Raw genomic sequence first — 16,273 nt, 5'->3', positions numbered from 1 at the left:
TAAGTTCTATTCAGTTTTTTGTTATTGGAGATAAGGCTTTCTTTCTGATTATCAGATTGAAAGCCTTTGTTTTATCCGGCTTGCTTTCGTACGGTCAATGATTTTCGTGGCATGCATTTTATAACTATTTGCGTGTCTAAGAAATGTTTCTATCTGCATTTACTATTAACATTTCGCGTTTTTCAAATTATCATCAAAAAAATCTGTTACGAATGGAATCATTCCAAATAATAGAATACAGAAAAAAATCTGTATAAAATATGTCATATTTGATTTTAAATTCTATAAATTTGACATGCTAGATCGAATTAGTTTAATTTTAAACAAAACCATATACTTATGAAGAAGCTTATTTCAGTGGAAGAGGCAGTAGCAAAGGTAAAAGATGGGATGACGGTTATGATTGGCGGGTTTCTTTCTAACGGGACACCTAACGCAATCGTTAACGCTTTGGCTCAATCGGAAGTGAAAAATCTGATTCTCATCGTGAACGACACCGCCTATCCGGATAAAGGATGCGGACAGTTGATCGCTAACAAGCAGGTGAAGAAAGTGATCGTGTCGCATATCGGTACGAATCCATGTACGAGTGAACAAATGAACAGTGGTGAACTGGAGATCGAATTCAGTCCGCAGGGTACTTTAGCCGAACGGATCCGTTCCGGTGGTGCCGGTTTGGGGGGAGTATTGACTCCGACAGGTATCGGAACCCTGGTAGCAGAAGGTAAACAAGTACTGAATATCGACGGTAAAGATTATTTGCTGGAAAAACCGTTGCGGGCGGATGTGGCTTTGATCGGTGCTAGTGTAGGGGATGAGTCCGGAAATTTAGTCTATAAAGGTACGACTCAGAATTTCAATCCACTGATGGCGACGGCTGCCGATTTGGTTATTGCGGAAGTGCAGGAGTTGGTAGAAACCGGAGATTTGTATCCCGAGCTGATAAAGACTCCCGGAATATTCGTGGATTTTTTAGTGAAAGGGTAGGGGGATAAGCTAAAGGCGAAGAGGCAAAAAGCGGGGAAGGTAAAAGGTAAAAAGGAGGTGTAATCGAAAGGGATGGGTGTAGATCTGTTCCGGTTAATTTAAAAATATGGAAAAATCAATGATAAGACTTCGGATGAGCGCTAAAGATGCTCATTATGGCGGAAATTTGGTGGATGGAGCTCATATGGTGCATTTATTCGGCGATGTTGCGACCGAACTGCTGATTATGCATGACGGAGATGAAGGTCTTTTTGTGGCCTATGACAATGTGGAGTTTTTGGCTCCGGTATATGCCGGCGACTATATCGAAGCTGTCGGTGAAATCGTGAAAGTAGGAAATACTTCCCGCAAAATGGTTTTCGAAGCCCGTAAGGTGGTCGCTGCCCGTCCGGATATTTCAGCTTCGGCTGCGGATGTCCTGGCTGAACCGATTGTGGTTTGCCGGGCCAGTGGAACCTGTGTGGTGAAAAAAGAGGATCAGCGGAAAGGATAATGTAAGTTAATAGTCTTGATAATTATGGAAAAATTGATTATAACAGCTGCGATCTGCGGGGCAGAGGTAACGAAAGAACAAAATCCCGCCGTTCCTTATACTGTAGAAGAAATCGTCAGAGAAGCAAAATCTGCTGTAGATGCAGGTGCTGCTATCGTTCATCTTCACGTACGTGAAGACGACGGTACGCCGACTCAGAGCAAAGCACGTTTCAAAACGTGTATAGACGCTATATATGAAGTATGCCCGGATGTGATTCTGATCCCTTCGACCGGAGGGGCTGTAGGAATGACAGCGGAAGAACGTCTGCAGCCGACCGAACTTTTCCCGGAAATGGCTACCCTGGATTGTGGCACCTGTAATTTCGGAGATGAGGTATTTGAAAATACCATGCCTATGATGAGGGATTTCGGTAAAAGAATGCTGGAAAACCGGATCAAACCGGAATACGAATGTTTCGAGATGGGACATCTCGAAACCGTATTGAATATGGCAAAGAAAGGTCAGGTACCGGGAGCTCCCATGCAGTTTAATTTTGTACTCGGTGTCCCCGGGTGTACGCCTGCAACAGTTCCTAATCTTTGCTGGCTTGTAAATGCTATTCCGGCAGGTTCTACCTGGACTGCAACCGGTATCGGACGCCATGCCTTTACTTTGGCTGCTCCTGCTATCGCTATGGGAGGAAATGTCAGAGTGGGGTTCGAAGATAATCTGTATCTCGAAAAAGGGGTGTTGGCAAAATCCAATGGCGAGTTGGTAGCTAAGGTCGTTCGTATCGCTAAGGAATTGGGACGCGAAATCGCTACCTCGGCCGAAGCACGGAAGATATTGAATTTGAAAGCTAAAGGCTGAAAAGCTATAGGCTATAAGTCGAAAGGTATAAAGTGAAAAAATTAAAGTAAATATTAAAAAATAAAACGTTATGAAAAAAGGAAATAAATACGGAACGCATAGAGTAATTTCACCGAAAGGAGTATTACCACAACCGGCTGACAAACTGGATAACAATATGGACGAAATCTATGATAACGAGATTTTGATCGATGTGCAAACTCTGAATATCGATTCGGCTAGTTTTACTCAGATTGAAGAACAAGCCGGAGGGGATAAAGCTAAAATTGCCGGGATCATGCTGGGAATTGTAGAGAAACAAGGAAAACACCGTAATCCGGTGACCGGTTCCGGTGGTATGTTACTGGGAACGGTGGAAAAAATCGGAGATGCTTTAGTTGGAAAGACCGATCTGAAAGTGGGAGATAAAATCGCAACTTTGGTGTCTTTGTCGCTGACTCCGCTTCGTATCGATAAAATTAAAGAAATCCGGGCAGATGTCGACCAGGTAGATATCGATGGTAAAGCTATTTTGTTTGAAAGTGGTATTTATGCGAAAATTCCGTCAGATCTGCCGGAAAAGTTGGCTTTGTCGGCTCTCGATGTAGCCGGAGCTCCGGCTCAGACTGCTAAATTGGTGAAACCGGGAGATACGGTATTGATTATCGGTGCCGGTGGTAAATCGGGTATGTTGTGTTGCTATGAAGCAAAGAAACGTGCTGGTGTTACCGGTAAAGTAATCGGTTTGTGCCATAGCCAGAGAAGTACCGAACGGCTTCAGAAATTAGGCTTCTGTGATTATGTATTCTCGGCCGATGCAACTCAGCCGGTTCCGGTTATGGAGAAAATTGCCGAACTGACGAATGGTGAAATGTGTGATATTACGATCAATAATGTGAATATTACGGATACTGAGATGACCAGCATCTTGTGTACTAAAAATGACGGATTGGTCTATTTCTTCTCTATGGCGACCAGTTTTACGAAGGCTGCTTTGGGAGCGGAAGGTGTCGGCAGCGATGTGACTATGATCGTTGGAAATGGGTATACCAAAGGACATGCTGAGATTACACTGCAGGAACTTCGTGAAAGCGAGGCATTACGGAAGATATTTACAGAGTTGTATGCCTGAATGGTCGGGATTTTATAATCCCGACGAATTAAAAATATGTTTTTATGGCTAGCAGAAGAAAAGAGTTTTTCCCTGAAGTGACCGATGAACAATGGAACGATTGGCATTGGCAGGTGAAGAACAGGATTGAAACTTTGGATCAGCTGAAGAAATACATCCGGCTGACACCAGATGAGGAAGAGGGTATCCGTGAGTCGCTGAAGACATTACGGATGGCGATCACACCTTATTATCTGAGTCTGATCGATCCCGATAATCCTTATTGTCCGATCCGTAAACAATCGGTGCCGACCATTGAAGAATTACACCGGTCACCGGCTGATCTGGAAGATCCCTTGCATGAAGACGGTGATTCACCCGTACCGGGACTGACCCACCGTTATCCTGACCGGGTGTTGTTCCTGATCACCGATATGTGTTCGATGTATTGCCGGCATTGTACCCGGCGCCGCTTTGCCGGACATCACGATTGTGCCACTCCATTGGAAAGAATCGATAAATGTATCGAATATATCGCTAATACCCCCCAGGTGAGAGATGTCCTCCTATCGGGAGGGGATGCCTTATTGGTCAGTGACGAACGATTGGAATATATCATCAAACGGCTGCGTGGAATCCCTCATGTCGAGATTATCCGTATCGGGTCGAGAACACCGGTGGTGTTACCCCAGCGCATTACGCCGGAATTGGTAAATATGCTTCGGAAATATCATCCGATTTGGCTGAATACTCATTTCAACCATCCGAACGAAATTACCGAAGAGTCGGCGGCTGCTTGTGCCCGGCTGGCCGATGCGGGTATACCTCTGGGAAATCAGTCTGTCCTGCTCCGCGGGATCAACGATTGTACACATGTCATGAAAAAATTGGTGCACGAGTTGGTCAAGATCCGGGTACGTCCCTATTACATCTATATCTGTGATCTTTCTGTGGGTATCGGTCATTTCCGTACCCCTGTATCGAAGGGAATCGAGATTATCGAGAACCTGCGGGGACATACTTCCGGTTATGCCGTGCCTACTTTCGTCGTGGATGCTCCCGGTGGAGGCGGAAAAATTCCGGTGATGCCGACCTATCTGATTTCTCAGGGCCCCAATCGGGTGGTGTTGCGTAATTTTGAAGGCGTGGTGACTACGTATACCGAACCGACGGATTACAGAGACGAATGCCACTGTGAAGAGTGTGAGAAGCGCCGTAAAACAGAAGGAGTGGCTGAGTTGCTGAGCGGAGAACGCTTGTCTCTCGAACCGGCGAATCTGGATCGTAAGACACGTAATCTATTGGCGAAAGGATAAATTATTTGTGATTTTGGATTTACCGTTTCATTCGATTGAAAGGATAAATCCGGAATCATAAATGAAAATGCTGAACAGATGGGTTTTGTTGATGACATATCCGATTACAGGAGTCTGGCAATTGTCGGATTGGAGAAAAATACAGGGAAAACAGAATGCCTGAATTACATCCTTCGCAGGATAAAAGATTCGGCAGATCGGTTCGCTCTGACTTCGATCGGAATTGACGGAGAAAACCGGGATCAGGTATGTCAAACCCCGAAACCCGAGATTATCGTGCCGGAAGGAATGATATTCGTTACTTCGGAGAAACATTACCGGGAGAGGAGGTTGGTGGCTGAAATCATGGAAATCGATGATCATCGGACTGCTTTGGGACGGTTGGTTATCGCCAGGGCTAAAACTTCGGGAAAAGTATTGCTTTCAGGGCCTGCGGATACTGCCGGGTTGAAAAGTCTGATCCGGCATATGAAAGATTTCGGGGTACGAACGACCTTGGTCGACGGGGCTTTGTCCCGTTTAAGCCTGGCGTCTCCCATCGTTACGGAGGCGATGGTCTTAGCGACGGGGGCTGCTGTTTCCGGGAATATTCGGGAATTGGTGAGACGTACCCGTTATGTTTGTGATTTGATCGATCTGGAAGAGGTGGACGAAGTTTTACAAGAGAGGTTGGATGCCATTCAACAAGGTGTATGGGCGGTCGGGCCGGAGGGAGAATGTATCGATCTGAAATTGCCTTCTGTGTTTATGCTGGAGAAAAGTGGAACCGATCTGCTGCAATATGGGCATCGGATCTTTATTGCCGGTGCTGTGAGTGATAAAGTATTTCAGTTTTTACGCGTACAGAAACAGACCGTAGAATTGATCGTCCGTGATTTTACCCGTGTTTTTGCCGCACCTGAGTCTTTTTATGCCTTTTTACGTAAGGGCGGAAGAGTACAGGTGCTTCATCGTAGCCGGCTTTTGGCCGTTACGATCAATCCTCAGTCTCCGGGAGGATTATTTTTGGATTCGTTGCGTTTGCAGCAAGCATTGGAAGAAAGCTTGCAAATTCCGGTGTATGATGTGAAAAAAATAGAAAAAGTCGGTAAAAACCGTTGAGGATATGATTTTAAGGGAAGCGATAAGACAAGTCAGGGGATTCCGTTATATGATCGAACAATTGGATATCTGTTCGGCTGTAGGCCGGAGGGTATTGTATGATCTGCCCTGGCTCGATTCGAAATCTCGGTTGGAGGCCGAATTTGAACGTATTCAAAAGATCATGGTACTTTTTGAACAACCTGAAAATGAATCCCGGCTGGAACGTTTGACTGGTAAGCTGATGCAGGTGAGAGATATCCGGGGGACGATCGGGCGGATGGCGATGGAGCAAGTGTTGGATGATCTTGAATTGTTCGAATTGAAAACTTTTGCTTTGTGCTCGGAAGAAATCAGGGGACTTGTCGAAGAATGGCGGATTGTTTTACTCCCGGAACTGGAGCCGGTTGTACGTTTGTTGGATCCGGAAGGGAATCGGATTCCTCATTTTTATATTTATGATACTTATTCGGCTGAGCTGGCCGGGCTGAGAGCTGAAATAAAACAAAAGAGCCTTCAAGGGGCAGAAGAACGGGAATTAGAAGCGTTGTATGTACAAAGTGTGGTTTTGGAAGACAAGGTACGCGAAGAGTTGTCTGTGCAGTTGAGACCTTATCACGACGATTTGAAACAGGCTTTGGAAGCGGTCGGATTGCTGGATGTCGTATTGGCAAAAGCCAGACAAGCAATAAGAGGACAATTGACTTTGCCGCAAATTCCGGAAGAGGGGGAAATGGTGTTCGAAGGTCTTTTCCATCCTCAGATCCGGGAGATTTTAGAACAGGAAGGAAGAGCGTTTCAGGCTGTAGATTTGAAATTGGAAAAGGGAACGACGGTGATTACCGGAGCCAATATGGCCGGAAAGACAGTGTTGTTGAAAAGTGTGCAATTGGCGCAATACCTGATGCAGTTCGGTTTTTATGTACCTGCCCGGCGGGCGGGTATGCCGCTCGTGGAACAAGTCTTGACCAGTATCGGGGATGATCAGGATGAATTGAACGGTCTCTCTTCTTATGCGGCTGAGATGTTGCGGGTGGATGAAATGATCCGGCAAGTCAGGCAGCGAAGTAAAATTTTGGTGCTGATAGACGAATTGGCCCGGACGACCAATCCCGTCGAGGGACGGGCAATTGTGAATGGGGTAGTGGATTTTTTGACTACTCACCGGGTGATGGCTATGGTTACTACCCATTATAGCGGAATAACGGCCGAATGCCGTAAATTGAGAGTGCGGGGATTTGTAGAGAATCGGGTTGAAGGGAATATGACCCTGAAAAATATCAATGAGTTTATCGATTATTCACTCGAAGAAGACAGCGGAGAAGAAGTTCCCCAGGAGGCGATGCGTATTGCCTGGATGCTGGGGATCGACCGTGGAGTGTTGGAACGGGTGGAAAATTATTTGCAGGAAGAAAATCCTGATTGGAAAAAGACAGTACAGTAGAAAGAAAATATATATGAAAAGTAAATTAGGAATAGATTTTGATAAAGTCGGACATGCCCGTGAAATGGCCCGTAAGATTGCTGACCAGGTGCAGGATTTTGTGGATGGCTATACGACAGTGGCTGTCGAAAGGACATTGTGTCGTTTGCTGGGTATCGACGGAGTGGATGTTCATGCTGTCCCTCTGCCGAACATTTTGGTAGACGAGCTGAAAGAAAAGAACGTGTTGGGAGAAGGAATTTTATTCTTTCTGGGTAATGTAATGGTGGAAACCGGAATGACTCCGCAGGAAATAGCCGAACAAGTGGCTGCCGGGAAAGTAGATGTCACCCGGGTACCGGTATGTACTCCCGGCCAGCGGGAAAAAGCGTTGCAACCCTATATCGAGGCCAGTATCCGTCGGATTTCCGACAACCGGAAACGGCGTGAGAATTATATCGCAACGATCGGAGAGGGAGCAAAGCCTTATCTTTATGTCATTGTCGCTACCGGTAATATTTACGAAGACGTGGTACAGGCACAGGCGGCTGCCCGGCAAGGGGCGGATGTCATTGCTGTGATCCGTACAACGGGGCAAAGTTTGTTGGACTATGTACCCTATGGGGCTACGACAGAAGGATTCGGCGGAACTTTTGCCACCCAGGAAAATTTTCGGATTATGCGGAAAGCTTTGGATGAGGTAGGAGAAGAAGTCGGTCGTTATATTCGGCTGTGTAATTATTGTTCCGGTTTATGTATGCCGGAGATTGCTGTGATGGGAGCTTTGGAAGGGCTGGATGTGATGTTGAACGATGCGTTGTATGGGATTTTATTCCGGGATATCAATATGCAGCGGACGTTGGTCGACCAGTTTATGTCGCGGGTGATCAACGGCTTTGCCGGAGTGATAATCAACACAGGCGAAGATAACTACCTGACTACTGCCGACGCTGTCGAAGAAGCACATACTGTTTTGGCTTCCGATCTGATCAATGAACAATTGGCTTTATTGGCCGGGCTGCCGGAAGAACAAATGGGCCTGGGACATGCTTTTGAAATGGATCCCATGCTGGAAAACGGCTTTTTGTACGAATTGGCTCAGGCCCAGATGACCCGGGAAATTTTTCCGAAGGCTACTTTGAAATATATGCCTCCGACGAAATTTATGACCGGAAATATTTTCCGCGGACATATTCAGGATGCTCTTTTCAATATGATCGGAATCTGGACTTCACAAGGTATTCAACTGTTGGGAATGCCGACCGAAGCCATACATACTCCATTTATGTCGGATCGTTATCTGTCGATCGAGAATGCCCGTTATATTTTTAATAATATGAAAAATATCGGAGATGAAGTGGTCTTTAAAGAAAACGGGATTATACAAAACAGGGCGAAAGAAGTGTTGGATAAAGCTACCGTTCTCTTGGAAAAGATTGAACGGGAAGGACTTTTTACAGCCTTGGAAAAAGGAATTTTTGCCGATATCAAGCGTCCCAAAAACGGAGGAAAAGGCTTGGACGGCGTTTGTGCCAAGGGAAAGAACTATAGCAATCCTTTTGTAGAGATTATGATGAACAGATAACAAAAATCGTAAATCAAATAAAGATTATGAGCGGAGGTTTATATTCAACAGAAGGGAGAGATTTCGATCAAACCCTCGATCTGAAAAAGATAAAACCCTACGGGGATACGATGAACGACGGAAAGACACAGCTGAGTTTCACTTTACCTGTACCTGCCGGAGATGAAGCGATAGAGGCTGCTAAACAGTTGATGAAAAAAATGGGATTTGAAAATCCTCAGGTGGTGTTTCATCAGGAACTGACGAAAGGATATACTTTTTTTAATTGTTATGGAAATTGTGTACACACGGTAGATTATAGCCATATCTATGTGCCGAAAGTGGAATCGACCAAGTGGGATATGGGAGAGACCGATCAGTTTGTCCGGGAACATATCGGTCGGAAAATTGTGGTGATCGGAGCTAGTACCGGAACAGATGCCCATACGGTGGGAATCGACGCTATTATGAATATGAAAGGTTTTGCCGGACATTATGGTTTGGAGCGGTATGAAATGTTCGAAGCCTTGAATATGGGTAGCCAGGTGACCAACGAGGAATTTATCGCTAAGGCTATCGAGTTGAAAGCCGATGCTTTATTGGTTTCGCAGACCGTGACTCAGAAAGATATTCATATTAAAAATCTGACGGAACTCGTGGAGATGTTAGAAGCCGAAGGATTACGGGACAAAGTGATCCTGGCTTGTGGTGGTCCCCGGATTTCACATGAGTTGGCGAAAGAATTGGGGTACGATGCCGGCTTCGGGATGAATACCTATGCCGACGATGTCGCCTCGTTTATTGCGCAGGAATTGGATCGAAGAATGAATCATTGAAAATATACAAGCTATGGAAAAAGAACAAATCAGGGAAGTGATTGCCAGGAGAGTGGCAATGGAACTCCACGATGGAGACGTGGTGAATCTGGGTATCGGTTTGCCGACTTTAGTGCCGAATTATCTGCCTGAAGGTGTCGAGGTCATTTTACAAACGGAGAATGGATTGATCGGTATGGGGCCGACTCCTGCTCCGGGAGAAGAAGATCCGGACTTGATCAATGCCGGCGGTGGAGCGATAACGGCTCTGCCCGGAGCGGCCAGCTTCGATAGTGCTACTTCGTTCGGTATTATCCGGGGCGGACACGTAGATGTCAGTATCCTGGGGGCCTTGCAAGTAGATGAGAAAGGAGATTTAGCCAACTGGATGATACCGGGGAAAAAAACACCGGGAATGGGTGGAGCGATGGACCTGCTGATGGGAGCCGGTAAGGTGATCCTGGCCATGGAACATACGGCAAAAGGAAATCCGAAAATCCTGAAAAAATGTACTTTACCTTTGACAGCCAAGGGGCAGGTGAATATGATCGTTACAGAAATGGGAGTTATGGAGATCACACCCGGGGGAATTGTACTGAAAGAGATACATCCTGAGTTTACGGTAGAACAGGTGCAGGCAGCTACAGAAGCAACTCTGATCGTTGCCCCGGATTTAAAAAAGATGTGCTGAACGACGAAAGCGTATTGAAGGAAATCACGATGGAGGATGGATGGTGGATACCTCTAGCCCGAATCGTAAACTATAAATTAAAAAAGGTATGGATTTTTCATTATCAAAAAAAGAGATATTGTTTCAGCAGATGATCAGAGCATTTGCTGAGAAAGAAGTAAAACCGCTGGCGGCAGAAGTGGACGAAGAAGAGAGATTCCCTGTCGAAACGGTAGAAAAAATGGCGAAACTGGGGATTATGGGTATCCCTTTCCCGGTGGAATATGGCGGAGCCGGTGGTGATAACGTATTGTATTCTATGGCTGTAGAGGAATTGTCCCGGGTATGTGCAACGACCGGGGTTATTGTTTCTGCCCATACCTCTTTGTGTGCTTCTCCGATCTATGAATTCGGAAATGAAGAACAACGGAAAAAATATTTACCCAAATTATGTTCGGGAGAATGGATCGGAGCTTTTGGTCTGACCGAACCGAATGCAGGTACCGATGCCTCTGCCCAGCAGACGATGGCTGTTGCTGAAGAGGATCATTATGTGCTCAACGGGTCCAAAATATTTATTACGAATGCAGCTTATGCACACGTTTACATTGTTATGGCGATGACCGATAAGTCGCAGGGTACACGAGGAATCTCTGCTTTTATCGTTGAACGGGATTTTCCGGGATTTTCCATCGGTAAAAAAGAGAAAAAGATGGGGATCCGGGGATCCGCAACCTGTGAGTTGATTTTTGAAAATTGTATTGTGCCTAAAGGAAATATGCTGGGTAAACCGGGTGAAGGATTTAAAATTGCGATGAAGACGCTCGATGGCGGACGTATGGGAATTGCTTCACAGGCCTTGGGAATTGCTCAGGGAGCCATGGATGAGACAATAAAATATGTGAAAGAACGGAAACAGTTCGGACGCTCTATCGGACAATTTCAGAATACCCAATTTCAGTTGGCCGATTTAAATGCCAAGATCGAAGCTGCCCGTTTGTTGGTGCGGACGGCTGCCTGGAAGAAAGACAGGAAAATCCCTTACTCTGTCGATTCGGCACGGGCTAAGTTATTTGCTGCTGAAACAGCGATGGAAGTGACGACAAAAGCCGTACAGTTCCACGGAGGGTATGGATATACCCGTGAGTATCCGGTCGAACGGATGATGAGAGATGCCAAGATTACGGAGATTTATGAGGGAACCTCTGAAGTACAGCGGATGGTGATTGCTGCTGCTCTATTGAAATAATAATGTTTTCCGCATTGAACTTATAAAAAGAGAATACATGAAAATAGTAGTTTGTATAAAACAAGTACCTGATACGACAGAGATCAAACTCGATCCGGTAACAGGAACAATGATACGGGATGGTGTACCTAGCATTATGAATCCCGACGATAAAGGAGGATTGGAAATGGCTTTGGCCTTGAAAGATAAATATGGTGCGCAGGTAACCGTTATTACGATGGGACCGCCTCAGGCCGACGATATTTTGCGTGAAGCTTTTGCCATGGGAGCCGACCGGGCGATTCATTTGAGCGACCGTAAGTTTGCCGGTGCAGATACATTGGCTACGTCGAATGCTATTGCCGGTGCTTTACGGATGCTGGATTTCGACCTGGTCATTACCGGCCGGCAGGCGATCGATGGAGATACGGCGCAGGTAGGACCTCAGATTGCCGAGCATCTCGATTTGCCACAAGTGACGTATGTCGAGAATTTGGAATTCGATGGTGACAAGTTGTTTACGATCCGTAAATCTACCGAAGAAGGATATCAAACCGTACAGGTGGAATCTCCCTGTGTCGTTACTGTTCTGGCTACGGCAAACAAAGCGCGCTATATGTCTGTGCGGGGAATCGTAGAGGCATACGATCGGGAAGTGGAAATCTGGAATTTTAATAATATCAGTGTGGATGAAGCTAAATTGGGATTGAACGGTTCGCCGACGCGGGTATGGAAGTCTTTTACCAAAGGAGCTAAAGCAGCCGGAAAAGTTTTCGAAGTGGAACCGGCCGAAGCTGTAGATGTTATTATTGAAAAATTGAAAGAGAAATTTATTATTTAATACATGATTTTAGAGGAAAACCGGGAATAATCCGGTGAAATCTAAAGTTTAAAATCTGATGAAGATGGATAAATCTCAATATAAAGACGTTTATGTATTCGTAGAGCAACGGGAAGGAGTTATTCAGAAAGTTGCCATCGAATTATTGGGGAAAGCCCGGGAGTTGGCCGATAGCCTGAATGAAAAAGTGGTAGCGATGTTGTTGGGTTATGAAGTGGAGGGTCAGGCACAGGAATTGATCGCTTATGGGGCCGATGTCGTATTGTGTGCTGACGAACGGGAGTTGGTACAATATAATACCGAGCCTTATGCTCAGGCGATTACACAGATTGTACGTGAGCGTAAACCCAGTATCGTACTGATTGGAGCGACGACGATCGGCCGGGATTTGGGCCCTCGTTTATCCGCCCGTTTAGAGACCGGGTTGACAGCCGATTGTACGGGCCTCGCTATCTCGGATGAACGGGATTTGCTGATGACCCGTCCTGCATTCGGAGGAAATCTGATGGCGACGATTATTTGTAAAGAACACCGGCCGCAAATGTCGACCGTACGTCCGGGAGTGATGCGCACGAAACCGAAAGATGAACAACGTGCCGGAACGGTAGAGAAGGTGAATATTCATTTCGATAAGTCGAAATTTAAAGTGCGGATTCTCGAGACGGTGAAAGAACAAAAGAACCGTATCGATATAACAGAAGCGAAGATTCTCGTATCCGGAGGCCGTGGTGTAGGTAATACGGAGGGATTTGAGATGCTCGGAAAATTAGCGGAAACGCTGAATGCCGAGGTTTCTTCTTCACGTGCCATGGTGGATGCCGGGGTTATGCCTCATGACCGTCAGGTTGGCCAAACCGGGAAAACCGTTCGTCCCGATCTGTATTTCGCTATGGGTATTTCCGGAGCTATTCAGCATTTGGCCGGAATGGAGGAATCGGAATTTATCGTTGCCGTGAACAAGGATAAATATGCTCCGATTTTTAACGTTGCCGACCTGGGAATTGTCGGGGATGTGAAACAGATCGTTCCGTTGCTGACCGAGAGGTTGGCAAACATCCGGAAAACTGACAAATAAAAGCCCGGACATGGAGTATCAAAAATTAATGCTGGAAAAACAAGATCGTGTTTGTCTGGTAAAGATCAATCATCCGGAGGCATTGAATGCCTTGAATACGGTGATTTTACAGGAATTGGACCGGGCATTCGATGAAATTGCAGCCGATCCGGAAACCGATGTGGTTATTCTGACAGGCGAAGGACGTTCGTTTGTTGCGGGAGCCGATATTGCTGAAATGAGTGTGATGAAGGCCGAAGAAGGCCGGCGTTTCGGTGAGTTAGGGGCTGCTGTTTTCCGGAAAATCGAACTGATGGCTAAGCCGGTTATTGCTGCCGTGAATGGATTTGCTTTAGGGGGAGGATGTGAACTGGCGATGGCTTGTGATATCCGTATCGCCTCGGCTAAGGCGAAGTTCGGTCAGCCGGAAGTGGGACTTGGGATCACGCCGGGATTTTCCGGTACCCAGCGTTTACCGCGTTTAGTCGGATTAGGTAAAGCCAAAGAGTTGATTTATACGGCTGCGGTTATCCATGCCGAGGAAGCTTGCCGGATCGGACTGGTGAACAAAGTGGTGGAACCGGAAGAATTGATGAATGAGTGTATGGCTATGGCAAAGACTATTGCTGCTAAAGCGCCATTGGCGGTCCGTTATGCCAAAGAAGCCATCAACCGGGGAGTGGAAACGGATATGGATACCGGTATCGTCATCGAAAACGGTTTGTTCGGGTTGTGTTTCGCAACGACCGACCAGAAGGAAGGCATGGAAGCTTTTTTATGGAAACGTAAACCCGAATTTAAAGGGAATTAAAATCTTTGTAATTTAAATTTATCGATTATGAAAATATGCATTGTTGGAACAGGGACTATGGGACATGGTATTGCCCAGGTATTTGCCCAGGCCGGACATGAGGTATTGTTAAAAGGCCGTTCTGAAGCTTCTTTGGCAAAAGCCCACAAAGCTATGGATAAAAATCTTTCCAGAATGGTGGAAAAAGGTAAATTGGAAGCCGGGGTTAAAGATCAGGTATTGGCCAGGATTAAAGATACGATGAAATATGAGGATTGTGCCGATGCTGATTTGGTGATCGAGGCGATAGCTGAAGATATGGCTACCAAGCATGAGATATTCAAATTGTTGGACGGAATTTGTAAACCGGAAGCGATATTGGCAACCAATACTTCTTCGCTTTCTATAACGGAAGTGGCCGCTGTGACTAACCGTCCGGAAAAGGTGATCGGTATGCATTTCTTCAATCCTGTTCCGGCTATGAAACTGGTGGAAGTGATCAAAGGCCGGCTGACTTCGGCAGAGGTGCATGATCAGGTATTTGCTTTATCGCAGGAAATCGGGAAAGTGCCCGTCAGTGTCGAGGAAGCTCCTGGATTTATAGTCAACCGGATTCTGATCCCTCTGGTGAACGAAGGCATCGGTATATTAGCTGACGGAGTGGCGAAAAAAGAGGAAATCGATGCCGCGATGAAATTAGGGGCTAACCATCCTATGGGACCATTGGAACTGGGTGATTTGATCGGATTGGATGTTTGTCTGGCTATTATGGAAGTGTTGTACCGGGAATTCGGTGACTCTAAATACCGGCCTCATCCTTTGTTGCGGAAAATGGTTCGCGCTAACTTATTGGGACGGAAGACCGGAGTCGGGTTTTATGACTATCGGAAATAATGAGGAGAGTCTTCTTTACCGGGATACGATGCTGGGGAATATTTCCCCAGCATTTTTACTTTTTCCCCACTTTCTACAAGCTGCGATTCTTAATCTGTTGTATGTAATATATTGATAATTAGTATATTTTGTTGATTTTGTGCTTGTGGCATCGGATTTGTCCTGTTTAAGGACAGAATCTAACTCTAAAAAATAATAGTATGAAAAAGATCGTCATTTTAGGAATCGGAGCTTCTATGTTCTTCTTGGGTAGTTGCGTAGAGAGTTCTCAGAAATATAAGTCTTTACAAGCCCGTCTGGATTCTTTGAGTACAGTACATATTATGCAGAATTCCGAAATGGAGAGTATGCTGGCCGATTTGAACGATATTTCTGCCGGAATGCAATCGTTGCGGGATGCCGAACGTTTATTGACTTTGGAAACAATTAATGAAAATAAAGCCAATAGTAAATCCAAACAGCAATTGAATCAGCTGAAAAAAGACGTACAGGCTATTACCGAGGCGATCGCTTCTTATAAAGAACAGATTTCCAAACTCGAAGGTAAGAATAAAAGCCAGTCGGCCGAGTTTAAAAGATTGATTGCCGGCTTAAATGCGGAATTGGATCAACGTACACAGAAACTGAATGAAATTACTAAACAATTGGCTGAGAAGAATCAGCAATTGGCAGTGAAGACCGAGGAAGTCGCTAATCTGACCGAGAATGTGGAAGCTTTGGATAAAGCCAATAAAAGTCAGCAAATGACGATCAATGAACAGGATATGGCGATTCATCAGGGACACTATTTGATTGGAAACCGCAAAGAGCTGAAAGAAGCTGAGGTAATTTCCAGACAAGGGATTTTCTGTCCGCCGATCGTATCGTCACAAGCACAAAAAGCCAACTTTACCGATTTGGATATCCGTGAGATGAAGGTGATCCCGTTGAATAGTAAAAAAGCGAAATTACTTTCTGTCCATCCGGCTGATTCCTATACTTTGGAGACCGGTGAAGATGGTAATATGACCCTGAAAATCAATGACGAAAATAATTTCTGGAAACAAACAAAATACTTGGTTGTGATGATTGGATAAAAGCGGGAATAATTTTAACTGAGAGAGGCATACCCAAAAAGTATGTCTCTTTTCTTTTTTCACAACGATTATTCTTGTCGAGAGAGAAAATAAAGAAGTT

16 protein-coding genes are annotated in these 16,273 nt (G+C 45.5%); all 16 read left to right on the top strand.

Annotated elements, in window-relative coordinates:
* The first annotated feature begins 339 nt into the window (after nucleotides 1–339).
* The 16 genes from AC5RDS_RS05300 to AC5RDS_RS05225 all read left to right on the top strand — a co-directional run bounded on the left by AC5RDS_RS05300 (nucleotide 340) and on the right by AC5RDS_RS05225 (nucleotide 16,173).
* On the top strand, nucleotides 340–987 hold the full coding sequence (locus tag AC5RDS_RS05300; protein ID WP_013613316.1) for a CoA transferase subunit A: 648 nt from the start codon (nucleotides 340–342) through the stop codon (nucleotides 985–987).
* Between the two features lie 106 nt (nucleotides 988–1,093).
* Nucleotides 1,094–1,480: a 3-aminobutyryl-CoA ammonia lyase gene (gene kal / locus AC5RDS_RS05295; protein ID WP_041556993.1), complete on the top strand. Its 387-nt coding sequence runs from the start codon at nucleotides 1,094–1,096 to the stop codon at nucleotides 1,478–1,480.
* A gap of 24 nt (nucleotides 1,481–1,504) precedes the next feature.
* A complete protein-coding gene (gene kce / locus AC5RDS_RS05290; RefSeq protein ID WP_013613318.1) occupies nucleotides 1,505–2,332 on the top strand; it encodes a 3-keto-5-aminohexanoate cleavage enzyme in 828 nt (275 codons plus the stop codon).
* A 70-nt stretch (nucleotides 2,333–2,402) separates the two neighbouring features.
* On the top strand, nucleotides 2,403–3,443 hold the full coding sequence (kdd, locus tag AC5RDS_RS05285) for an L-erythro-3,5-diaminohexanoate dehydrogenase (RefSeq protein WP_217777979.1): 1,041 nt from the start codon (nucleotides 2,403–2,405) through the stop codon (nucleotides 3,441–3,443).
* A gap of 44 nt (nucleotides 3,444–3,487) precedes the next feature.
* Nucleotides 3,488–4,738, top strand: a complete 1,251-nt coding sequence (kamA, locus tag AC5RDS_RS05280; protein ID WP_013613320.1) for a lysine 2,3-aminomutase — start codon at nucleotides 3,488–3,490, stop codon at nucleotides 4,736–4,738.
* A 78-nt stretch (nucleotides 4,739–4,816) separates the two neighbouring features.
* Nucleotides 4,817–5,839 carry a lysine 5,6-aminomutase reactivase subunit KamB gene (gene kamB, locus AC5RDS_RS05275; RefSeq protein WP_118102661.1) on the top strand — a complete coding sequence of 341 codons (1,023 nt, stop codon included), beginning with the start codon at nucleotides 4,817–4,819 and terminating at the stop codon, nucleotides 5,837–5,839.
* A 4-nt stretch (nucleotides 5,840–5,843) separates the two neighbouring features.
* Complete coding sequence (gene kamC, locus AC5RDS_RS05270; RefSeq protein WP_118107361.1) at nucleotides 5,844–7,262, top strand: lysine 5,6-aminomutase reactivase ATPase KamC; 1,419 nt, start codon at nucleotides 5,844–5,846, stop codon at nucleotides 7,260–7,262.
* 13 nt (nucleotides 7,263–7,275) lie between these two features.
* Nucleotides 7,276–8,826: a lysine 5,6-aminomutase subunit alpha gene (gene kamD / locus AC5RDS_RS05265; protein ID WP_013613323.1), complete on the top strand. Its 1,551-nt coding sequence runs from the start codon at nucleotides 7,276–7,278 to the stop codon at nucleotides 8,824–8,826.
* A 26-nt stretch (nucleotides 8,827–8,852) separates the two neighbouring features.
* Complete coding sequence (gene kamE / locus AC5RDS_RS05260; RefSeq protein ID WP_013613324.1) at nucleotides 8,853–9,641, top strand: lysine 5,6-aminomutase subunit beta; 789 nt, start codon at nucleotides 8,853–8,855, stop codon at nucleotides 9,639–9,641.
* A gap of 13 nt (nucleotides 9,642–9,654) precedes the next feature.
* Entirely contained in the window at nucleotides 9,655–10,311 is a 657-nt protein-coding gene (locus tag AC5RDS_RS05255; RefSeq protein WP_013613325.1) for a 3-oxoacid CoA-transferase subunit B, read from the top strand.
* Nucleotides 10,312–10,399: 88 nt separating this feature from the next.
* Nucleotides 10,400–11,539 (top strand): acyl-CoA dehydrogenase, encoded by a 1,140-nt coding sequence (locus tag AC5RDS_RS05250; protein ID WP_013613326.1) that lies wholly within the window; start codon nucleotides 10,400–10,402, stop codon nucleotides 11,537–11,539.
* Nucleotides 11,540–11,576: 37 nt separating this feature from the next.
* Nucleotides 11,577–12,359 carry an electron transfer flavoprotein subunit beta/FixA family protein gene (locus AC5RDS_RS05245; RefSeq protein WP_013613327.1) on the top strand — a complete coding sequence of 261 codons (783 nt, stop codon included), beginning with the start codon at nucleotides 11,577–11,579 and terminating at the stop codon, nucleotides 12,357–12,359.
* 64 nt (nucleotides 12,360–12,423) lie between these two features.
* Nucleotides 12,424–13,434 (top strand): electron transfer flavoprotein subunit alpha/FixB family protein, encoded by a 1,011-nt coding sequence (locus AC5RDS_RS05240; RefSeq protein ID WP_013613328.1) that lies wholly within the window; start codon nucleotides 12,424–12,426, stop codon nucleotides 13,432–13,434.
* A 10-nt stretch (nucleotides 13,435–13,444) separates the two neighbouring features.
* Nucleotides 13,445–14,224: a short-chain-enoyl-CoA hydratase gene (locus AC5RDS_RS05235; protein ID WP_013613329.1), complete on the top strand. Its 780-nt coding sequence runs from the start codon at nucleotides 13,445–13,447 to the stop codon at nucleotides 14,222–14,224.
* 27 nt (nucleotides 14,225–14,251) lie between these two features.
* A complete protein-coding gene (locus tag AC5RDS_RS05230; RefSeq protein ID WP_013613330.1) occupies nucleotides 14,252–15,097 on the top strand; it encodes a 3-hydroxybutyryl-CoA dehydrogenase in 846 nt (281 codons plus the stop codon).
* 200 nt (nucleotides 15,098–15,297) lie between these two features.
* Nucleotides 15,298–16,173: a Cbp1 family collagen-binding glycoprotein adhesin gene (locus tag AC5RDS_RS05225; protein ID WP_022161161.1), complete on the top strand. Its 876-nt coding sequence runs from the start codon at nucleotides 15,298–15,300 to the stop codon at nucleotides 16,171–16,173.
* The last annotated feature ends 100 nt before the right edge of the window (nucleotides 16,174–16,273 follow it).

It is taken from the genome of Odoribacter sp., assembly GCF_985060555.1.
The sequence above is the reverse complement of the archived record's forward strand: the minus strand, read 5'-3'. Positions and strand labels throughout refer to the sequence as shown.

Excerpts from the sequence above, each read along its gene's own strand:
- AC5RDS_RS05300 (WP_013613316.1), top strand. The coding sequence starts at position 340 with ATGAAGAAGCTTATTTCAGTGGAAGAGGCAGTAGCAAAGGTAAAAGAT.
- kal (WP_041556993.1), top strand. The coding sequence starts at position 1,094 with ATGGAAAAATCAATGATAAGACTTCGGATGAGCGCTAAAGATGCTCAT.
- kce (WP_013613318.1), top strand. The coding sequence starts at position 1,505 with ATGGAAAAATTGATTATAACAGCTGCGATCTGCGGGGCAGAGGTAACG.
- kdd (WP_217777979.1), top strand. The coding sequence starts at position 2,403 with ATGAAAAAAGGAAATAAATACGGAACGCATAGAGTAATTTCACCGAAA.
- kamA (WP_013613320.1), top strand. The coding sequence starts at position 3,488 with ATGGCTAGCAGAAGAAAAGAGTTTTTCCCTGAAGTGACCGATGAACAA.
- kamB (WP_118102661.1), top strand. The coding sequence starts at position 4,817 with ATGGGTTTTGTTGATGACATATCCGATTACAGGAGTCTGGCAATTGTC.
- kamC (WP_118107361.1), top strand. The coding sequence starts at position 5,844 with ATGATTTTAAGGGAAGCGATAAGACAAGTCAGGGGATTCCGTTATATG.
- kamD (WP_013613323.1), top strand. The coding sequence starts at position 7,276 with ATGAAAAGTAAATTAGGAATAGATTTTGATAAAGTCGGACATGCCCGT.
- kamE (WP_013613324.1), top strand. The coding sequence starts at position 8,853 with ATGAGCGGAGGTTTATATTCAACAGAAGGGAGAGATTTCGATCAAACC.
- AC5RDS_RS05255 (WP_013613325.1), top strand. The coding sequence starts at position 9,655 with ATGGAAAAAGAACAAATCAGGGAAGTGATTGCCAGGAGAGTGGCAATG.
- AC5RDS_RS05250 (WP_013613326.1), top strand. The coding sequence starts at position 10,400 with ATGGATTTTTCATTATCAAAAAAAGAGATATTGTTTCAGCAGATGATC.
- AC5RDS_RS05245 (WP_013613327.1), top strand. The coding sequence starts at position 11,577 with ATGAAAATAGTAGTTTGTATAAAACAAGTACCTGATACGACAGAGATC.
- AC5RDS_RS05240 (WP_013613328.1), top strand. The coding sequence starts at position 12,424 with ATGGATAAATCTCAATATAAAGACGTTTATGTATTCGTAGAGCAACGG.
- AC5RDS_RS05235 (WP_013613329.1), top strand. The coding sequence starts at position 13,445 with ATGGAGTATCAAAAATTAATGCTGGAAAAACAAGATCGTGTTTGTCTG.
- AC5RDS_RS05230 (WP_013613330.1), top strand. The coding sequence starts at position 14,252 with ATGAAAATATGCATTGTTGGAACAGGGACTATGGGACATGGTATTGCC.
- AC5RDS_RS05225 (WP_022161161.1), top strand. The coding sequence starts at position 15,298 with ATGAAAAAGATCGTCATTTTAGGAATCGGAGCTTCTATGTTCTTCTTG.